Below are 20,400 nucleotides of genomic sequence, written 5' to 3' on the forward strand. Positions count from 1 at the left end.
CTCAGGGCGCATGCGCGTTATAAAACGATCGACATCAACAGCACTTATAGCGCCAGACTTGCGGGCACCTTTATCGCGGAGCATCTCATACATCATCTGAACCGACAGCGTTGGTAAGCTTCGAACTCCTTCTCGGCTTTCTCGATAGCCTGCTTGTGGGAGATGGCTCTATGCCCTTCGAGCAGCGCTCGACGCGAGTTGACGATTTCCCGATCAAGCTCTTCAACCCATTCGGCCATGGTCATCGCTCGCTCTTCTAGAGCCTGCAATTCGGCATAATCGAGAAAACGAGCGACCAGCAGATTGAGCGTTTGCAACTCTTTTTCGGTGAGATAGTTTTTCGCAATGCATACGTCAGCTTTAGTGAGGTAGTCGCCATCGAACGTCGTCATACCCACAAGCGGCTTGTCGCGGTCGACGCGGTCGTAGATGACCTCAGCCGCCGTGCGCTCGTGAACAGCGTAATGAAGTTTGTTCTGCACGGTAGCGAAGAACGTGCGCATCATAGAGGATTTCGGATCATAGTCGATGGCCGTCGCATAAATGTCCGTTACCTGCTGATAGAGGTTGCGTTCGCTAGAACGAATATCGCGAACCCGCTGCAGCAGCTCGCGGAAATAGCGGCTGCGACCGTCCTTGAGCCGGCGATCATCGAGCGCGAAACCTTTGACAGCGTACTCCTTGAGAACGCACGTAGCCCATTGCCGAAAACGAACGCCCTGCTGGGACTTCACGCGATAACCTACAGAGATGATGACATCGAGGTTGTAGTGCTCGACCAGACGCTCAACCTCGCGCCCTCCCTCGACTTGAACTGTTGCAAAATTTGCAACAGTTGAGCATTCTTCGAGTTCTCCCTCATCGAAAACATTTTGGATGTGCCGAGAGATCGTCGACTTATCGCGTCCAAAAAGGCATCCCCAAGAACGTCTTCCCCAAGCCCATCGCACTTCTCATGCTAAACAAAAAAGCCGCCGAGCGAACTCAGCGGCTGACAATTCTTGGTCGCGGGGGGCGGATTTGAACCACCGACCTTCGGGTTATGAGCCCGACGAGCTGACCAGACTGCTCCACCCCGCAATGGGTTACCTCAAAGGGCAAGGATATATATTACTCGCCTGAGCGCGAATTGCAAGTCTTCGATCACACTTCACCTCATTCGGCACAATTCCTGCACATGTTCGCCGTCCCAATAGCCTCCAACACGATTTGTCGCATCGTACACGGACGACCACCCTACTCCGTGCTATGATGCCGCCTATGCTTTCCCAGATCAGACAAAACGGACTGCCCTCGTGGGCCTACAAGGCGGCGCTGCTTTTGGCGGCCGCCATTTGGGGCATGGGCACGGTGGTCATCAAGTCCACCGTCGACGAGTTCCCGCCCGCGTGGATCGTAGGCGTCCGCTTCACCCTGGCCGGCATCATCCTCGGCATTGCCACGGCACCGCGCATCTCCCGCGCCTTCGCCCGCAACAAGCGCGGACATCTGCGCGACGGCGCGGTGCTGGGCGTCTTTCTGTTCCTCTCCTACTGGTTCAACTCCACGGGACTCACGGACACCACCGCCTCCAACAGCTCGTTTCTCACCACGCTGTACTGCGTGATCATCCCCTTCCTCGGATGGATCATCATTCGGAAGCGCCCGACCCGCTACAACATTGCGGCGGCTATCCTGTGCGTCACCGGCGTGGGCTGCGTGGCCTATGCCGGCATCGGCGAGTTCTCGCTGCGCTTCGGCGACTTCATCACGCTGGCCTCGGCTCTCTGGCTCAGCTTCCACGTGCTGTACACGGCGAAGTACGCGCCGGGACGCTCTATGATGCTGCTCACGGTCATTCAGTTCATCGTGGCGGGCCTGCTGGGCCTCATCACCGGGCTTATCACCGAGCCCATGCCTGACTTCAGCCAGCTGGGCGCCGACACTTGGATGAGCCTCATCTACATCACCGTGTTCGCCTCTTGCGTGGCCCTAGGATTGCAAAACGCCGCCGTGGCCCGCGTTGATCCGGCCCAGGCAGCGCTGTTTCTGGCCACCGAATCGGTGTTCGGCGTGACGTTCTCCATCCTGCTCTTGGGCGAGGCGCCGGCGATTTCCGCCTACCTGGGATTCGCCCTCATCTTCGTCGGCATCGTCGTCAGCGAGTATTTGCCCCTGCGCGCTGAAAAGATCGCAGCCCAAAAAGCAAGGGCGACAGCCGAAGCCGCCGCCCTCGATTGCAAACAAGTCGAAACCCAGGCAACCGACCTCGAAGAGGCCGATGCGTTCATGCGCTAGCTATTCCCGGCCATCCCAGCAGTAGGTGCAGATTTTCTCTGGGTCGATGCCGATGGCCTCTATCATGCCCTGGAGGCTCTGGTAGCTCAGGGAATCGAAGCCCATGTCCTCGCAGATGGTCTTCAGCAGGCACTGGCCGCGCTCGGTGCGGGCGTCGGCGTACTCGGACAGGTGCGCCACGCCCTCCTCGCCTTCCAGCTGGTCGACCACCCGGCGTGCGATGAGATCCATGTCCGACTTGCTAGACGAGAAGCTCAGATACTTGCAGCTGTACATGATGGGCGGGCACGCGCTGCGCATGTGTACCTCAGCGGCACCGGAGTCGTACAGAAAGTTCACCGTCTCGCGCAGCTGGGTGCCGCGCACGATGGAGTCATCCACGAACAAGAGCTTCTTGTCGCGGATGAGCTCGGGCACCGGCACCTGCTTCATGTTGGCGATCTTGTTGCGCAGATCCTGGTTCGCCGGCATGAACGACCGCGGCCAGGTGGGTGTGTACTTGATAAACGGACGACCGAAGGGCATCTTGCTCTCGGTCGAATAGCCGATGGCATGGGGGATGCCGGAATCGGGCACGCCGGCCACGAAGTCCACCTCGGGGCACGCGCCGCGCGCTGCCTCGTCGCGAGCCATGATGGCACCGTTGCGGTAGCGCATCACTTCCACGTTCATACCCTCGTAGTTGGAGTTCGGGTAGCCGTAGTACACCCACATGAACGCGCACATCTTCATCTCGTCGCGCGCCGGCGAGAGTACCTCAACCGCATCGGGCGTAAGCCGCACGATCTCCGCCGGGCCCAGCTCGTACTCGTCGTGATAGCCCAGCTTGTGATAGGCAAAGCTCTCGAAGGCAACGCAGTGGCCGTCATCGTCGGCGCCCACAAGCACCGGCAAGCGACCCATGAAGTCGCGGGCCGCAATGATGTCGCCGTCCTCGGTCATAATGAGCAGCGTGAGCGAACCGTCAATCTTCGATTGGGCATACTGGATGCCGGCGACCAGGTCATCCTTCTGGTTGATGAGCGCCGCCACCAGCTCGGTTGAGTTCACCGCGCCAGAGCTGAGCGCCATAAACTGCGCATCGTGATCCTCGAAATACTCTTCCACCAAGGCCTCGGCATTGTTGATGGCACCGATGGTCGTGATAGCGAAGGTGCCCAAATGCGAGCGCACGAGCAGCGGCTGCGGGTCGGCGTCCGAGATGCATCCGATGGCGCTCGTGCCGTGGAAGCGCACGATGTCGTCCTCGAATTTCGTGCGGAACGGCGTGTTCTCGATAGAGTGAATCTGACGCTGGTAGCCATCCTCGTGGTCAAGCACGATCATGCCCGCTCGACGCGTGCCGAGATGCGAGTGGTAATCGACGCCGAAGAAAACATCCATCACCACGTCGCGCTTGGAAACCGCTCCGAAAAAGCCGCCCATGAAATCCTCCGTCTTAGTGTTTCAACGATAGATCAAAGTATAAATGGTGCGCCTGAACGATTGTTGCCTTGCGGTTAATTGGCTCAAAATTCACGATTTTAGGGAGAAGGCCTGCCAGATGAGCCAGGTGCGTCCGCGCCTACTCGATGACATAGCGATGCTGCCGAACGGCGGCCACCGCTGCGGCATTCAGCGAGCAGCCGATGCCCGTCTCGTGGCCCGGGGCGTTCAGCGTGATGATGCCGTCGGGGGCGGTATAGGCAGGCACCGTGAGGTCGGCGTCGAAGTAGCGCGCCGTGGCGCCCAGATCGCCGGGGATGACCACTCCGGGCAGCGTTTGGAAGGCCGCGTGGGCAAACCGCGACACGCCGGTATCGTACATGCCGCTCATGCAAACCTCGCGGCCCTCGGCCAGCGCTCGGTGCACGAAGGCGAGCGACCGCTCGATGCCGCCGAACTTCCCGATCTTCACCATGGCGCAGCGCAACTCGGGATGCTCGAACAAGCCGGCGGCCTCTTCGGCGTTCACGAAGGATTCGTCCACGCAGATGGGCATGGCCAGCGTATGCTGGAACGACGCGAGTCGGGTGAAAGGGTCTCGCAAAGCCCGCTCGCCCCCGGCGGCGGCCAGGTTCAGTGGCTCTTCGATCCAGCCGATATCCAGCTCGTCGTAGGAGCGCAGCTCGGCCAGGTTGTGCAGGCCGAAGCTCTGGTTCGCGTCCAGGGTGATAAGCAGATGCGGGAACGCCCGACGCACCGCGCGTACCGCCGGAAGCCCCCGACCGGGAGCCACCTTCAACTTAATGCGCTGGTAGCCCGCGTCCACGCACTCGCGCACTTCGGCCACCGTTTGGGCGGGCGTGCCCAGGCCCACCACCGCGCCGCTGTACACCTTGCGCGTCGCCCCGCGTCGATCCCCGGAGTGCGCCAAAGCCACAGCGGCGTCGTCTCCCTCGAGGGCCGCAGCGACCCGGTTCATACGGTCGAACTCCTCGCCGAGCAGCTTCCACAGGGGTTTTTCCGTAACCTTGCCGTACAAGTCCCAGCAGGCCATCTCCAAAGCGCTCACCGCCATGGGGAACGCCTCCGCACCTTCCAGCGAGAACAGGTCGGCCGCCACCTCGCGCGGGTGCAGGTACGTGCCGGCGATGACCCGGGGCGCCAGCACGTCGCGCAGCACGCGCAGATCGTCGCCGAGGGTCTCGGGCAGATACCAATCAGTGTCGAAGGCCGTGCATTCCCCCAGCCCTACGCGGCTCTTGCGATCGATCACCTCGACAATCACCGTGTCGCGGTAGGTCAGCGTCTCCTTCGGCGTTTTGAAGGGCTTGGAAAACGGCAGGCGCCCATGATGCAGCACCACGCGCCGAATGTCGATGTTCTCGTGGAACAGCGCCTCGCAAGCGGCGCGATCGATCTTACCGATGCCCGAGCGAGGCAGCTCGTCCACAATGGAGATCTGCTCGGGCACGTACAACTTCGACAGCCGCTGGGAAAGGGCCTCCCGCAGCGTGCGCGTGCTGATGAGCGGGGCGTCCGGCGTCAGCTCTACCACCGCTGCCGGGCGCCGGCCCCAGCGCGCGTCGGGCAGGCCGAACACGTAGGCGTCGGCCACGCCGGGAATGCGCACCAGGGCATCGACGATCTCGGCCGGGTACACGTTCTCACCGCCGGAAATGAACATGTCGCCGGTGCGCTCGCGCACGTAAAGGCAGCCGTCGTGCAGCGCCGCCGTATCGCCCGTGAGGAAGAAACCGTCCACGGTGAAGGGCGCCCGAGCGTTGGCGTAGCCGCCGAACACCCCCGGCCCGCGCAGGGCCAAACGGCCGAAGCCGGCTGCGTCCGGTTCCACAATACGGGCCGAATAACCTGGCAGAAGCCGCATACCTCCCGTGAACTGGGGCGTGATCAGCGTGTTCGCCACTTGGCTCGACGTCTCGGTCATGCCGTAGCTGGCATACACGCGCCCGCCGGCCTCCAGAGCCCGGGCCACGGTCTTCGCGTTCAGCGGGCCGCCGCCGAGCAGCACGCACTCGTACTGGGCCAGCGCGCTCGGCCGCGCATTCAGCATGTCCTGCAGCATCTTGTCCACCACCGAGATATGGGTGGCGTGCATCACCTCGGCGTCACGCAGCACCGCCGCCGCGTCGAAGCGCTCGTAAATACGCAGAGGCCAGCGGCTGCAGACGCTGCGCACAAGCACCTGAAAACCGCCCACGTGGAAAAACGGCAGCACCGCTTGCCACAGGCCGCGCCCCCGAACGCGCCCAGAAAGCACCCGGTTCGACGCCTTCGACGCCTCCACGAGGTTGCCCCAGGTGAGCTCGGCCGCCTTGGGCTTGCCCGTCGTGCCGGAGGTGAACATGATGAGGGCCCGATGGCTGGAATCGAAGACATGGGCGGCTCGTTCGGCGAAGTGGATGGCATCCTCGACTGAGCCGCCGAGAGAGTCGTCCACCCGTCCCGCCCGCTCGTTGCGCAGAAGCGAGTTGCACACCGCCTCGAAGAGCTTGGGCTCGCCGGCCGCGTCCACCGTGTAGGCCACGCGCAGCCCCGCCCGTTCCAGCTCCAGCACGCGCGTGAGCTTCTCGGCGTCGGTCAGCCGGTGGTTCAGCGCCACCAGGGCGAACCCCCCGTAGGCCGCCGCCAAGGCAAGGAACACGTACATGGGGCCGTTCGGCAGATCCACCGCCACCGCATCGCCTGGGAAGACGCCCTTATCCCGCAGCCGCCGCGCGAGCTGAGAGGCGATGAGCCTCGCCTGGCGATAGGTGTAGGCCGTCTCGTTGCCGCGCCGATCGACCGCCGTGAAGAACACGGCCTCAGGGCGCAACTGCGCGGTGCTTTCGAAGATATCGATCATGAACGGCTCGTGGAACTCCTTGGGCGCGATAAGCTGAACAGGGCACAGGAAGCCCCCCGCCGGCTGCGGCAGGGGGGCGAAGCATCCTACGGAAACTTCGGGAACTGGGTGAAGTCGGGGGCGCGCTTCTCCTTGAAGGCGTCGCGGCCCTCTTTGGCCTCGTCGGTGGTGTAGTACAGAAGTGTGGCGTCGCCGGCCAGCTGCTGCAGACCCGCAAGGCCGTCGGTGGCGGCGTTGAACGATGCCTTCATGAAGCGCAGGGCTGTGGGGGAAAACTGCATCATCTCGGCGGCCCAGGCCATGCACTCGTCTTCCAAATCGTCGAAGGGCACGACCTTGTTCACGAGGCCCATTTCCAACGCCTCGTCGGCCGTGTACTGGCGGCAGAGGTACCAGATCTCGCGAGCCTTTTTCTGACCCACGATGGCGGCCAGATACCCCGCGCCGTAGCCGGCATCGAAAGAGCCCACCTTAGGCCCGGTCTGGCCAAACTTCGCCGTATCGGCCGCAATGGTGAGGTCGCACAGAATAGAGAGCACATGCCCTCCGCCGATGGCGTAGCCGTTCACCATGGCGATGACGGGCTTAGGCACTACGCGGATGAGCCGCTGCAAATCGAGCACATTCAGGCGCGGGATGTTGTCCTCGCCCACGTACCCTCCGTTGCCGCGCTTCTTCTGGTCGCCGCCGGAGCAGAACGCCTCGTCCTCGTGGCGGCCGCCGTGGTTCACGCCGGTCAGCAGAATGACGCCCACGGACGCATCATCGCGCGCCTCGGAGAAGGCGTCGTACATCTCCATCACCGTCAGCGGGGTGAACGCGTTGCGCCGCTCGGGCCGATTGATGGAGATCTTCGCCACCCCATCGCACAACTCGTAGCGAATCTCGCGGTACTCTTTACCGCACTTCCAATCGTAGTTGCTCAACTTACATCCCTTCTGTTTCGAAGCGCTTCTTCAGGGCTTCCTGGTGGATGGCGTGCTGCAAGGCCACTTCCTTGGAAATCGTGCCCTCTTTCACCAGGCGGTGCAGGCTCTGGTCCATGGTGCGCATGCCGGCGCCGGACGACGAGGCGATAACCGAGTCGATCTGATGGGTCTTCTCCTCGCGGATGAGGTTGCGGATGGCCGGCGTGGCGGTCATGATCTCGAAGACGGGTACGATACCCCCGTCCACCGTGGGCACGAGCTGCTGGCTCACCACGGCCTGCAGCACAAGCGACAGCTGCATGCGAATCTGGCGCTGCTGGTTGGCCGGGAAGGCGTCGATGATGCGGTCCACCGTGGAGGAGGCGCCCGTGGTGTGCAGGGTGGAGAATAGAAGCTGGGCCATCTCGGCGGCGGTCATAGCGGTGCCGATGGTCTCCTGGTCGCGCATCTCGCCGAGCAGGATGACGTCCGGCGCCTCGCGCATCGCGCTGCGCAGCGCCTCGGCGTAGGTGGCGACATCGGAGGGAATCTCGCGCTGGGTGACGATGCAGCCCTCGTGGCGATGCACGTACTCGATGGGGTCTTCCATGGTGATGATGTGCCCCGTGCGCGCCTTGTTCAGCTTGTCGATGATGCAGGCCAGCGTCGTGGACTTGCCGGCGCCCGCAGGACCGGTGACCAGCACGAGGCCCTTCTGGAAGTCGGCGCAGGCCATGACGTCGTCGGGGATGTGGTAGTCGGCGGGGTTGGGCAGCGTGAAGGGGATGACGCGAATGACGGCGCCCAAAGACCCGCGCTGGCGGAACACGTTCACACGGAAGCGCCCCATGCCCGGCACGGCGAAGGAGAAGTCGTCGTCATGGTTGTGGCCGTCCGTGAAGATCTGCTCGTCGCGGCCGGACAGCTCGTAGATGGCGTCCACCAGCTCCTTAGTATCGGCGGGCATGAGCGGCGCCATGTCCATGCGCACCTGACGGCCATCGGCGGTGTAGGTCAGCGGCAGGCCCGCGACGATGAAGACATCCGAGGCCTTCTTGTCGATCATTTCCTGCAGCAGTGCCTTCAGTTCCATAGAAGCTCTCCTTATCTTTCTAGCCGAGCCACAGGTTCTCGCCTGTGCCGTCGTCGATCCATTCCGCTGTGACTTTCCATTGCTCAATGGTGTAGGTATTGTTTTGAATCCGCAGCACGATGGCCAGCGTGCGACCGCTTTCCATCGAGAACGTAGCCGAGATGAGCTCGCCGTCGCGGACAGTCGAATCGCTGTAGCGCTGCAGAACGTCCTCCAATGTGCCTTCAGCCAACGCGGCGTCCACGTCGGCGACGAACTGCTGGCCGACGGATTCTAGCTGATAGGTCTCTGTGGTCGTGGCCGCTTGGCGCTCGGTGGTGGAAAGCTCCGCCAGCGATGTCGTGACGGAAAGCACCGTGAGCACGGCCAGGCACAGCACGATGATGAGGGTGAACAGGCTGATAGGACCGATGCGCACCGAACCGTGGGGCTTAGCCATGGGACACCTCCCCTTCGGTTGGAGCCGCGTCCGCGCCATCGGCGGCCGGACCGCCGGTCGCGCCCACCACGGGCGGCGCCGCAGGATCATCCAGCACGACCGACCGCGTCGCATCGTCGGCCGCACCGGTAGCCGAACGGGCGGTACGGGCACCGTCGGCGGGCACATAGCGCGACGTCTCCAGCGCGTACACGGGGCTCTCTTCCCACTTCTCGAAGCAAAGACCGCCAGGGGCAAATCCAATGCCTTCCTCGGCTGCCTTGGCCGAGTCATTAAGAACCCGCACCTTCCACACCTCAAGCGTCAGGTAGTGCATCGTCCCGGCTTCGGTGTCCTCGGTGCGAAACGTGCACTCGGCAGACAAGAGGTCGGAGCCGTTCTCTACCTCGTGCGCCGGCTGCGACAACCAGCGATCGGCCATGGGGTCGGCCTCGTAGGCTTCCTTGAAGGCAATCGGATCGGCGGCGAACTCCTCGGCCACATTCGAGGCCAGCACGAGCCCGTCCATCAGATCGGCGCTCTCGCGACCTATGCGGTCGGCCTCGGCGTTCAGGTTCATGAGCACCGCCAGCGAGCCCGTCAGAAACACGAGCAGAAGCAGCGCCTCCACGATGAAGGCGGCGCCGGGCCACACGGCCCGCTCCTTGCGTACGCGTCCGATGCGGTCGTTGTAACGGGCCAGGCGCGCGTCGGCGACATTCGCCTCGGCCCTATGGGCGGCCACAGAAGCGGACGCCATGGAGCGACGACTCTCGGATCCTCCGGCCATCACGCATCACCTCCCGCCGCGCGCAGAGCCACCGACGTCTGTCCGGCATCGGTGACGATGGTCAGCAATCCTCCCCCGTAGGAGAAGTCGAAGACGGACGACCGCACGATGGCCGTGGCCTTCGACGGGTCGTAGGGGGCATCGGCCAGGGCGTACTCCTCCATGATGACGCCGTCGTAGCGGTACAGGCGCGTCTCGTACACCCCGGAGGGCAGCGTCTCGCGCAGCACCAGGGCCGGGCCGTCCAAAAGGCAGCGCGTGTCGCTGGCGCCGGCTGCTTCGGGCAGCCCCAGCTCCTCGCGGCCTTGGGCGACGACCATGTCGACTCCCTCTTCGGTCACCCAAGCGCAGGCCACCGCATCAATCTGGTCGTTGGCCCGCACATCGTTGGCAAGCAGCGTAAGCGAGAGCCGCTGGTTGTCGGCCGCGTCTCCCTCGCGGTTCAGCCCGCGATACACGTCGGTGCCGGCCAGGATGGCCATCAGCAGCGTCGCCACGAACAGCGCGAACAGAAGCCCTGTGAACACGCGCCCGAAATCGCGCTCGCGCTGACGCCGCACACCGCCGGCCCCGTAGGTCTTGCTCGACGAGGCGAGCCGGGTCGCCCCTTTCAGCTTCTCGGTCATCGCGGCACCACCACCACGCTGGGCGGCACGTTGGAGGCGAAGGCCTCATAGGTGACCGCGTAATCCTGGTGGTTCACAATGAGCCCGTAATGCTCTTCCAAATAGCTGAGGCGCGCCGGATAGGCCCCTTCCACCGCCGCGCACTGCATGGCCGCATCCAGCACCGCCGTGCGCACCGAAGCCGCCGATTGGGCCTCGGTCTGGGCGCTCGTCATATCCCAGGCAAACCACAGCAGCACGGCCAGCACCACGGCCGCGATGACGGCAACCACCCGCCGGGTGCGCCGCTGCTGCATCTGGGCTGTCTTACCGTGAATCATGATGGCTAGCCGATCGAACCCATGATGCCGATCAGCGGCAGCATGACCGAGATGAGCGTGGCCCCCACGGCAATGGTGAGAAAGGCGGCCAAAGCCGGCTCGATGTTGTCAATGGCGGCATCAATCTGCAGAATGGCGTCGTCGAAGAAGTTGGCCGACAGGCGATCGAGCGCCGCGTCCAGCGAGCCGGAGCGCGTGCCGATGGTGAGCAGGCGCGCGTGAATTTGCTCGAACACCTCGGCTTCGCTGATGGCCTGAGCGAGCGAGCGCGGGCTTTCCGCGTCAATCATCAGCCCGTAGGCGGCCGTGGCCTTCACCTTAAGCCCCTCGTGCTCCACCACCTCGATGGCGCGCCGCATGGCCTCGTCGGTGTTGATGCCCGAGGCGGTGTAGGCGGCCAGCGCCGAGGCGAACCGGGACACGGCCAGCTGCTCCATAGCGGGACGGGTGGCCGGGAACTTCTCCATAAGGTGCATCACCGCGATGCGCCCCGCTTCCGAGCGGCAGGCGATGGCAGCGCCCACAGCCACGATAGCGCAGATGAGCGTGATGCCGAGGGCCACCCAGCCGATAGCCACCGACACGCCCACGGCCCCCGAGGAGCCGTCGGTGAGCGAGCCAGCCATGGAAACGTACACGTCCTCGAACACCGGCAGAATGATGATAACCGTGAAGGCCAAGATGATGCTCATGATGCACAGCAGCGCCGCCGGATAGCCCACCGACGAGCGAATCTTCGCGAAGAGGCGGTCCTCCTCGTCGTAGTAGACGCCGAGGGAGCGCAGCACTTCCTCCAGGCGGCCCGAGGCCTCGCCCACGCCCACCATATCCACGGCGTAGCGGGGGAAGGCGCCGGACGCCTTCATGGCGACCGCCAGCGTATCCCCGGCGCACAGGCGCCCGTAAACGCTCTCGCAGGTCGCCTGCAGAGCCACATCCCCAATGTCCTCGGAGAGCATTCCCACGGCCTCGTCAGTCTGGATGCCCGCCGCCAGCATCATGGCAACGCTCTCGCAGAAGAGGCTGATGCCTGCGCTATCGAGTTTTGGTTTGGCCATGGCGTCCCCTGCCCTTCTTCTAGTAGGTGTAACGATCGGTATAGCTCGTGCCGTCGCCAATGGTGCTTGCGGCGCCACTGGCGGCAAAGGTCAAATCTACGCGCGTCCAGCTGTTCGGCTTAATGCTTATCTCGACGCTTATCCATTCTCCGTCAATATATACCATGTTCCATGCATGGTACACATCATCAGGAGAAACGTAGCCGGTAATCACTTGGCAGGGAATGCCAAGGCTGCGCAGCATGGCCGCGCCCAGCGATGCGTAGTCGAAGCAGATGCCCGTCCCCGAGGCCAACGTTGCGTCCGGATCGGGCACGTATCCTGTGGCCGAGGCCAACTGGGCGGCCTTGTCGTGATCGTAGGTGATGTTGTCCACCACCCACTGGTAGATGTTGCGCACGACATCGCCCTGATTGGCAGCGCCCTGGGCCAGCTCGCGCGCCTTCGCCACCACGGCGGAGGACTCGTTGTAATTCACGAACATGTTCGGCACGAGGAAGGGCGCCGTCTCACTGGAAAGGTTCACGTTCTCGATGACGCTGAACAGCTCCACGTAGTTGTTACCTGAGGTGTTCTGCATAACGCGAAAGGTGTAGGGGCCATCGCCCATGTTGATGGGCACGATGATGGGCGTGCCGTCGCCGGGCAAATCGTAGTTGTAGCTCATCTCGCCCTTGACCACCTGGAACTTCAGGCGCGCATCGTTTCTCGCGGAAGCGCCCACGACGCCCTGGGCCAGCTGCGAGGTGTCGATGGCGCACTCGTTGCCGGTCTGGGCGGCGCCCTCGTTGAAGGCGACCAGAGCCACCGAACCGGGCACGGAGTAGGCCGGGCCCGAAGTAGTGCTCTCGCCATTGTTCGGGTCGCCCGAGCCTCCGGGAATGCCGGATCCGCCCGTGCCCCCCGAGCCTCCCGACGAGCCGCCGCACGCCACCAGCAAAGCCGCGCACGCCAGCATCAGGGCCACGGCAACGACGGTCGCCGCGCGGCGGTATGTCAGTCTGCGCGCCAAACCGCTACAGCCACTCCTTCAGGGTCTTCACCAGAAGCTCGATTTCCATAGGCTTGGACATATGGGCGTTCATGCCGGCGGCACGAGCACGGGCCACATCATCGGCGAAGGCATCGGCCGTCAGCGCCACGATGGGAATCTCGCCCAAATCGGGGCGCGGCGTAATCGTCGTATCATCAAGGCCCTTGCCCTCGGCGGCGGCGCGAATAGCGCTTGCCGACTCATAGCCGTTCATCACGGGCATCTGAATGTCCATGAACACCAAGTCGTAGTAGCCCGGCTCCGCATCGAGCAGCTTCTCCACCGCGATGCGGCCGTTCTCGGCATGATCCACTTCCAAGCCCGTCATGCCCATGATGTCCAGGGCAATGGCGGCGGCGATGGAATTGTCCTCGGTCAAAAGCACACGATGCCCGCTGAAGTCGCTCTGCTTGAGCACCTCGTACTCGCTGGTCGGCTCGCTCTCCTCTTCGGACGTGAGCAGGCCCTTCATCACATGCACGAGACGGCTCTTGAACAGCGGCTTGGCAATGAAGGCGTCCACACCCACCGAACGGGCCTCCTGCTCGACGGCCGTCCAGTCGTAGGCCGACAGGATGATGATGGGCATGTCGTCGGAGACAATCTCGCGAATCTCGCGGGCCGCCTCGATGCCGCTTTTGCCCGGCATCTTCCAATCAAGAATAACGGCTACGTAGCTGCGCTCATCCTCGACCGAATGGCGCACCGCCTCAACGGCGTCCTCGCCCGACAACACGTAGTCGGGCTCCATGCCGATGGACTTCAGCACCTCGCAAGCGCTTTCAGCGGCAGCCTCCTCGTCGTCGGCCACCAGCACCCGCAGACCCTCCAGAGGCGTCAGATCCTGGTCGTCGCCGTCGCGCAGCTTCATGTACACCGTCACCGTGAAGGTGGTGCCCTCGCCGAGCTTGCTCTTCACGTCGATGGTGCCGTTCATCAGGTTCACCACCGAGCGCACGATGGACATGCCAAGGCCGGTGCCCTCCACCTTCGTGACGCGCGAATCGTTGGCGCGCGTAAACGGCTCGAACACCGTCTTCACGAAGTCCTCGGACATGCCGCAGCCTGTGTCGGAGAACGTGAACTCGTAGCAGCCCGAGCCCTTCACGCGGCTCGGCAGCTCCTTGATGCGCAGGCTCACGGTACCGCCTTCGGGCGTGAACTTCACCGAGTTGCCCATGATGTTCACGAACACCTGCTGCAGGCGCATGGGATCGCCCACCACGTGCTCGTGCTGAATGTCGGCGATTTCCACCTTCAGGTTCAGCTTCTTGTCGTTGATCTGGGGCGTCATGATGGACATGAGGCTTTCCACCGTCTCCGGCAGGTCGAAGTCCTCTTCCGACAGCCCCAAGTTCCCGCTCTCGATCTTCGCCATGTCGAGCACCTCGTTGATGAGCCCGAGCAAGTGACGACTCGAGGTGGTGATCTTCGTGAGGCAGTCCTTCACGCGCTCCGGATCGTCCAGATACATCGAGGCGATGGCCGTCAGTCCCATGATGGAGTTCATGGGCGTGCGAATGTCGTGGCTCATGGAATTGAGGAAGTCGGTCTTGGCACGGCTGGCGCGCTCGGCCTCGCGGAACGCGTCTTCCAGCGCGTTGTGGTTCGCAATCTCGCGCTCTTTCACGTCGGTGACATCCTGCACCGAAAGCAGCACGCTCGTCACCTGGTCGGAGGCGTCGCGCTGCAGCGGCAGCATGGAGGCCTGCAACCAGCGAACCTCGCCCGTGTCGGGATCCTTCAGGCGATACTCGAAGTGCAGATACGTCGTGTCCGGCGTCAGATGCTCGCGAATGTGCTCCGGCGTGAGCTCGGTCTTCATGCGCTCGGCTTCCTCGTCGTCGCAGAAGCGCGTCTGCCAGTAGTAGCGGAACATATGGTACTCGCCGTTGCGCGGCAGGTCGTCCTTAATGCCCTCGTCCTTCAGATACTCGTAGGTGTTAGCGACCAGATCGATCACCGCGAAGCGCTGGAAGAGCGCCAGCGAAGAGTTCACGATGCTCGTCACATGGGCGCTCTCGCTTAAGAGCTTACGGCGCTGGCGCATGGTCTGCACGAGCAGGAAGCCCGCCACCAGGGCCAACGCGCCACCAACGAGGGCCACCAACATGAGACCGGCCGCATTCGCCCTGCTCTGCATGCCGTCGGTGATAGAGCTGGGGAAGGTGCGCATGATGAGCCAGTCGTAGTTCTCGATGGGCATGACGTACGCCGTGCCCGCGCCCGAATCCCCCTTGTAGTTGAAGGTGACGGACACGCCGCTTTCCAAAGACGCCTCCAGCTCGGTGCGCGAGATATTGCCCGAGGATTCGTCCTCGAGATACAGATCGACGGCGTTTTTCACCCCGCTGGTATAGGTGATGGACGAGTGGGCCATAACGTCGCCGTTGCGATCGAGCAAGTAGGTGTTGGTCTGCTCGTTGAAAATATAGGTGCGCAGGAACTTCTCCATGGAATCTTCCCGATACGCGCCGCAAATGACGCCAACCACTTCGTCCTTAAAGTAAAGCGGCGTGTAGAAAATGACAGAGAGGTCGTTGTAGAACAGCGAATTCTCGACCGCGCAGACGCCCGACTCGCCTTCCATGCCCCGCGCGAAGTATTCGCGATCGCTCGCGTCGGCCTCCTGGCCCTTGTCATCGACGGTGAGGCCATCGCTGAGAGAAATCGTCGTGTAATCGAACTTCGTGTAGTTCGCCAACTGCTCGATACCGGCAGCGCTAATCTCGTCCACGCTCGCAAGCGTGCTCTCGTACATGGAGGACAGGAGCTTGATCTCAGTCTGAGAGTCGGTCATCCACTCGCTGATGCGCCGCGCCGACTGCTCGGTGGAGCCCTGAAGGTACTTCGTGTTCTGCTCGTAGATGCGTTCGTTGTTCATCGCGATAAACGAAACGAGCGCGGCGATGACTATGGCCAGCGCGATAAGAATCACGGCAATGCGGCCGTACCTCGTTTTGTTGTCTGTTTCAGTCATTCGCTGGGTTCCTTTGTTAGATGATGGCGATGGAGTCGACCACCAGGGCATAGGCGTCGCGCACGGCCGGCATGAGCTCAGGAACCGCTTCCATGTTGGCCGGCACGCCGGCGTCATCCAAACGCAGCGCATCGGACAGGGCGGCGGCGGCTTCGAACAGCGGCGTGAAGCCCAAATCGCGGCTCACGCCCTTCAGCGTATGGGCACCGCGATAGGCCTCGGGGAGGTCGCCCGCCTCAAGAGCGCTTTCCAACGTCTGCATCGATGTGTCCTGCAAAAAGATCTTCGCGAACTTCTCGATGCGCTCGTCGGTAAGCAAGCGTCCGCGCACGGTTTCCAAATCGCCGCCCATGGCAGCGTAAGCAATCTCCAACGACATCTCGGTCTCCTTTTATCCCTTGGGTGACAGTCTACTGGTCAGATTCGTCTCTGTCGATGCCCGAAAGCGCCGTATGCGCCTCTTCAAGCAGCAAATCCCGTTCTTTCTCGTCCAAATCGCTGTAAAACACGTACCCGCTGCGGCCACCGCGCTTCTTGTGATACAGCGCTACATCGGCCCGGCGGAACAGCTCATCGTAGTCGCGCACATCGCTACCGGCAATGGCCACACCCATGGAAACCGACAGCGGGAAGCCTTCGAAGTCACCCTCAAGCGACCGATGGATGCGGTCGATCAGCGGACGCGGGTCGACGGGGCATTCCATGCACAAGAGGAACTCGTCGCCGCCCACGCGAGCCACGACGTCCTCACCGCGCACGCTTTCCTGCAGGCGCTCCGCGAAGTGCTTCAGCACGCGATCGCCGAACTGGTGGCCGTAGGTGTCGTTGGCCTGCTTGAAGAAATCCAGATCGCACAACGCCAGCACATGACGGTCGCGATGACGGTCGCACGCCTCCCCCGAGCCCAAGCGCTCGGCGATGACCTTGCGGGCGAAGGCGCCGTTGACCACTTCCGTCAGCGGATCGTGGTAGGCCTTGAACTGCAGGTCGATCAGCTCAGCCTGGCGATCGTCGATATCGATGAGCTTACCGATAGAGCCCAGGTAAACCGGATCGGACGGCCCCGACCACAGCGCGCGGGCCAGCACATGGAACCAACGCAGCTCGTCGCCCACGGTGGCTTCCATCTCCATATCGATCACCGGATCATCAATGGTGGTGGTGCGCAGAAGACGGCTGAGCTTCTCCAGGTTCTCCTTGCCGAACGTCGCGCAGAAAGCCTCATCGTTGTAGGGATCCATGATAATTTCGGGCAGATCGAGCTTGTGGTCGCTCCAGTCGGACAGCACGATCATCGGCGGCTCTTCGGTGAACTCGAACTGCACCTCGTTGCTCATGGAAGCGAAGAAGTGGTACTTCATGCGCTCGTAGTCGAGCAGCTCGAGGGTGCGGCTCGAGGCCTCGGCGTCGCCGTTATCCAGCGTCGCCTCGGACAAATGCAGCGAGTCAATCGAAATCTCGCGGCCCGTGATGCCGTGGTTCAGGCGCTTCTCCAAATCACCCGCCACCGCCGTCAGGCATTCCAGAATAAGCGGGTTGAACGCGCCGCACTCCCCTTCGCGAATCATGCGCAGGGCCTCTTCGTGGCTGAACGGCGGCTTGTAAACGCGGCGACTCGTAAGGGCGTCGTACACATCGGCCAGGGCAACTACCTGGGCCGATATGGGAATGTCGTCGCCCACAAGGCCATCGGGGTACCCCCGGCCGTCCCAGCGCTCATGGTGCCAGCGGCAGATGTCCCGCGCGACCTTCACTAGCTTCTCGTCCTTGTACAGCTCCAGATCGTCCAGCATATCGGAGCCCACGGCGGAGTGGGTCTTCATGATGGCGAACTCTTCGTCGGTGAAACGGCCCGGCTTGTTCAGGATCTCCTCGGGGATGGCGATCTTGCCGATGTCGTGCAAGCTGGAGGCCATCGTGATAAGCGAGATGTCCTCGGTGGTCAGCGGATACTGATCGGTCAGGCGCATGAGCTGCGTCAAGATCATCTCGGTCATGGCCTGCACATTCAGCACGTGCATGCCGCTTTCGCCGTTGCGGAACTCCACGATGTGCGACAAGATGTACACCATGAGGTTGTTGGACTTCTCGCGCTCGTACACCTGGTCGGCCACCATGCCCATGAGCGTGCGCTGCTTCTGGTACAGCATGAGCGTGTTCATGACGCGGCGGCGGACGATGTTCACGTCGTAGGGGCGGTTGATGAAGTCGGTCACGCCCAGCTCGTAGGCGCGTTCGATATAGGCGGCGTCGGACTCGGCGGACACCATGATGACCGGGATGTCCTTGATCCAGCCGTTTTTGTTCATGACCTCCAGCACGTCGAAGCCGTTCATCTGCGGCATGACGTAGTCGAGCAGCACGAGCGATATGCCCGCGCCCTCTTTCTGCAACGCCGCCACGGCCTGCTTGCCGTCCTCCGCCTCGATGATGCGGTAGGCATCGCCGATCATGTCGGCAAGCAATGCGCGATTCAGCATCGAGTCATCAACGATGAGGATCGTCTGCTTCTCACTCAAGCTCGTAATGATGGCTCTCGCCCCCTTTCGAATGCGGCGCGCTTAGTAGCGGCTGTCGAAGATGCGCTTGGTCTTCTTTTCGGAACGCGGCAGCTCGCCCATGGGCACGCCCTTCGCCTCCGGCGTGCAGCCGAGCTTCGCCTTGAAGATGAGCGCGAGCTCCTCCTCGCAGCGCGCCAGCGCCTCGCCTTCAAGCGGCGTCTCGAACAGCACGGTGAGCACGTCGTGGCCATCGACGGCCTCGATCATCACCTGGTATTCGGAGCTGGTGCCGTCGGTGGCCTTGATGACCTCCTCCACCTGGGCCGGGAACATGTTGCAGCCCTTCACCTTGAACATATCGTCGGTGCGCCCGGTGAGCGTGGCGATGCGCGGATGGCGGCTGCCGCAGGCGCAGGTGCCGGGCACGATGCGCGTGAGGTCGTGGGTGCGGTAGCGAATGAGCGGCGCGCCCTGCTTGCGCAGCGTGGTGAGCACGAGCTCGCCCTCCTGGCCGTCGGGCAGCACCTCGCCGGTTTCGGGATCGACGATCTCGATGTAGACAAAGTCGTCCCAGATGTGCATGCCGTCGTGAGCGTCGCAGGAAATGCCGATGCCCGGGCCGTACACCTCGGTGAGGCCGTAAATGTCGTAAATCTCGATGCCCAGCTCGTCCTGAATGCGGTTGCGCATCTTCTCGCCCCAGCGCTCGGAGCCGATGACGCCCTTCTTCAGGTGAATCTTGTCGCGCAGGTTGCGCTTGGTGATCTCCTCGGCGAGAAGCAGCGCGTAGGAGCTGGTGGCGCAGATGACCGTGGACTTCAGATCCTGCATCATCTTCAGCTGCTTCTCGGTGTTGCCCGGCCCCATGGGAATGGCCATGGCGCCCAGGCGCTCGGCGCCCAGCTGGAAACCGATGCCGGCCGTCCACAGGCCGTAGCCCGGGGTGATTTGGATGCGGTCGAGCGGGGTGATGCCCGCCATCTCGTAGCAGCGGGCGAACTGCGTGGCCCAGTCGATGACGTCCTGCTGGGTGTAGGGGATGATAACCGGCGTGCCCGTGGTGCCCGAGGAGCTGTGGATGCGCACGACTTCCTCGTCGGGCACCGCCTGCAACCCCAGCGGATACACCGCGCGCAGGTCATCTTTCTCGGAAAAGGGCAGCTTTTCGAAGTCGGCCTGGGTGCGCACGTCCGCGACATCGATACCTTCGAACTTCTTCGCGTAGAACGGCGACCGCTCCTTAATGGTGGCCAGCTGATTGGCGATAAGCTCAAGCTGCTCTTTCGTCATTTCCATGGGCGCGCATCTCTCCTTCGGACACATTTGTTGCGAGTATGCCCCATTCTAACAAACTGGCAACAACTCGCACTCGTGAATCACGATAATCGCGCAGGGAAAAGGCGAGGTGATGGCTGGAAAGATGACGGATTAACCCATAGATGGCGGATCGAATCGGTAGCCGAATTTGCGGATGGCCTTGATCTCCGCGTCCCAGCCCATCTTTTTCCGTAAACGCGCAACGGCTATATCGACAGCCTTCGACTTCGAAGGGTAATAACCGTGCCATACGCGCTCATAAATATCTTCTCGGCTAAAAGCGCGATGGGGATTCCTCACGAACAGCATGAGCAGATCGTACTCTTTGGGGGAAAGAACCACTTCGCATCCGGCTATGCGCACCTGCCGCGCCGTCGTATCGATCTCCGTCGTGCCCATGCGCAGCGTCTCGCGGAGCGCGCCGCGTTCGAGAAACTTATTGGCGCACGACAGCAGCTCCCGAACCGAAAAAGGCTTGATGATGCAGGCGCTTGCCCCGATTTCCATGCAGTGCAGGCACTCTTTCTCTTGAGAGGCGTCAAGCACCATGATCGTAGGGATATCGAGCGTGCGAATGTACTCGAGTAATTGAATACTGTCGATGCCCGTCAGACCAAGGCCCAGAACGGCAAGATCGAAATCCGCTTCTACAATGGCGTCAACGGCATCAAGCCCGTCACACACCGTGACGCAATAATGGCCCTCGCGCTCGAAGGCGGCTTTCACGACATCAGCCACGCATTGCTCGCCTTCAACAATAACGATGTTCGCCACGACTATCTGCCCCCTCT

General features: G+C 62.5%; 17 protein-coding genes and 1 tRNA gene. 1 reads left to right on the forward strand and 17 read right to left on the reverse strand.

What is annotated here, in order from left to right:
• Positions 1-92: 92 nt before the first annotated feature.
• Both ACW4QM_RS01700 and ACW4QM_RS01705 read right to left on the reverse strand, forming a co-directional pair.
• The gene (locus tag ACW4QM_RS01700) at positions 93-950 is read right to left on the reverse strand and encodes a virulence RhuM family protein (RefSeq protein ID WP_114538954.1); all 858 of its coding nucleotides are present in this window, start codon (positions 948-950) and stop codon (positions 93-95) included.
• Between the two features lie 52 nt (positions 951-1,002).
• Positions 1,003-1,080 (reverse strand) — tRNA-Met (locus ACW4QM_RS01705).
• Between the two features lie 180 nt (positions 1,081-1,260).
• Between ACW4QM_RS01705 and ACW4QM_RS01710 the strand changes: the two genes are divergently transcribed.
• Positions 1,261-2,277, forward strand: coding sequence for a DMT family transporter (locus tag ACW4QM_RS01710; RefSeq protein WP_114538953.1), 1,017 nt, complete (start codon positions 1,261-1,263; stop codon positions 2,275-2,277).
• Here the strand turns inward: ACW4QM_RS01710 and ACW4QM_RS01715 are convergent, their stop codons facing one another.
• The 15 genes from ACW4QM_RS01715 to ACW4QM_RS01785 form a co-directional block, all read right to left on the reverse strand.
• A complete protein-coding gene (locus tag ACW4QM_RS01715) occupies positions 2,278-3,702 on the reverse strand; it encodes an amidophosphoribosyltransferase (RefSeq protein WP_157011884.1) in 1,425 nt (474 codons plus the stop codon).
• Positions 3,703-3,841: 139 nt separating this feature from the next.
• A complete protein-coding gene (locus tag ACW4QM_RS01720) occupies positions 3,842-6,565 on the reverse strand; it encodes an AMP-binding protein (protein WP_455798142.1) in 2,724 nt (907 codons plus the stop codon).
• An 86-nt stretch (positions 6,566-6,651) separates the two neighbouring features.
• The gene (gene menB / locus ACW4QM_RS01725) at positions 6,652-7,491 is read right to left on the reverse strand and encodes a 1,4-dihydroxy-2-naphthoyl-CoA synthase (RefSeq protein WP_114538950.1); all 840 of its coding nucleotides are present in this window, start codon (positions 7,489-7,491) and stop codon (positions 6,652-6,654) included.
• Between the two features lies 1 nt (position 7,492).
• On the reverse strand, positions 7,493-8,566 hold the full coding sequence (locus ACW4QM_RS01730; RefSeq protein ID WP_114549372.1) for a type IV pilus twitching motility protein PilT: 1,074 nt from the start codon (positions 8,564-8,566) through the stop codon (positions 7,493-7,495).
• Between the two features lie 19 nt (positions 8,567-8,585).
• Positions 8,586-9,005, reverse strand: a complete 420-nt coding sequence (locus tag ACW4QM_RS01735; protein ID WP_114538948.1) for a S4A5 electrogenic sodium bicarbonate cotransporter 4 — start codon at positions 9,003-9,005, stop codon at positions 8,586-8,588.
• Positions 8,998-9,774, reverse strand: coding sequence for a hypothetical protein (locus ACW4QM_RS01740; RefSeq protein WP_114538947.1), 777 nt, complete (start codon positions 9,772-9,774; stop codon positions 8,998-9,000). Before ACW4QM_RS01740 ends, ACW4QM_RS01735 begins: the two co-directional genes overlap by 8 nt.
• Positions 9,774-10,400 carry a DUF4860 domain-containing protein gene (locus tag ACW4QM_RS01745; protein WP_022741577.1) on the reverse strand — a complete coding sequence of 209 codons (627 nt, stop codon included), beginning with the start codon at positions 10,398-10,400 and terminating at the stop codon, positions 9,774-9,776. Before ACW4QM_RS01745 ends, ACW4QM_RS01740 begins: the two co-directional genes overlap by 1 nt.
• Positions 10,397-10,720, reverse strand: coding sequence for a hypothetical protein (locus tag ACW4QM_RS01750; protein WP_041714710.1), 324 nt, complete (start codon positions 10,718-10,720; stop codon positions 10,397-10,399). Before ACW4QM_RS01750 ends, ACW4QM_RS01745 begins: the two co-directional genes overlap by 4 nt.
• A gap of 5 nt (positions 10,721-10,725) precedes the next feature.
• Positions 10,726-11,778 carry a type II secretion system F family protein gene (locus tag ACW4QM_RS01755; protein WP_114538946.1) on the reverse strand — a complete coding sequence of 351 codons (1,053 nt, stop codon included), beginning with the start codon at positions 11,776-11,778 and terminating at the stop codon, positions 10,726-10,728.
• Between the two features lie 19 nt (positions 11,779-11,797).
• Positions 11,798-12,790 carry a transglutaminase-like domain-containing protein gene (locus ACW4QM_RS01760; RefSeq protein ID WP_114538945.1) on the reverse strand — a complete coding sequence of 331 codons (993 nt, stop codon included), beginning with the start codon at positions 12,788-12,790 and terminating at the stop codon, positions 11,798-11,800.
• 4 nt (positions 12,791-12,794) lie between these two features.
• A complete protein-coding gene (locus ACW4QM_RS01765; protein WP_181869642.1) occupies positions 12,795-15,791 on the reverse strand; it encodes a response regulator in 2,997 nt (998 codons plus the stop codon).
• 16 nt (positions 15,792-15,807) lie between these two features.
• On the reverse strand, positions 15,808-16,170 hold the full coding sequence (locus ACW4QM_RS01770) for an Hpt domain-containing protein (protein ID WP_114538943.1): 363 nt from the start codon (positions 16,168-16,170) through the stop codon (positions 15,808-15,810).
• Between the two features lie 31 nt (positions 16,171-16,201).
• Complete coding sequence (locus ACW4QM_RS01775) at positions 16,202-18,310, reverse strand: bifunctional diguanylate cyclase/phosphohydrolase (RefSeq protein WP_198160985.1); 2,109 nt, start codon at positions 18,308-18,310, stop codon at positions 16,202-16,204.
• A 42-nt stretch (positions 18,311-18,352) separates the two neighbouring features.
• Positions 18,353-19,588, reverse strand: a complete 1,236-nt coding sequence (locus ACW4QM_RS01780; RefSeq protein WP_114548457.1) for a phenylacetate--CoA ligase family protein — start codon at positions 19,586-19,588, stop codon at positions 18,353-18,355.
• Between the two features lie 132 nt (positions 19,589-19,720).
• Positions 19,721-20,383, reverse strand: coding sequence for a response regulator transcription factor (locus tag ACW4QM_RS01785; RefSeq protein WP_114548458.1), 663 nt, complete (start codon positions 20,381-20,383; stop codon positions 19,721-19,723).
• Between the last annotated feature and the right edge of the window lie 17 nt (positions 20,384-20,400).

The sequence above is a fragment of the Adlercreutzia sp. CNCM I-6207 genome (assembly GCF_977072305.1).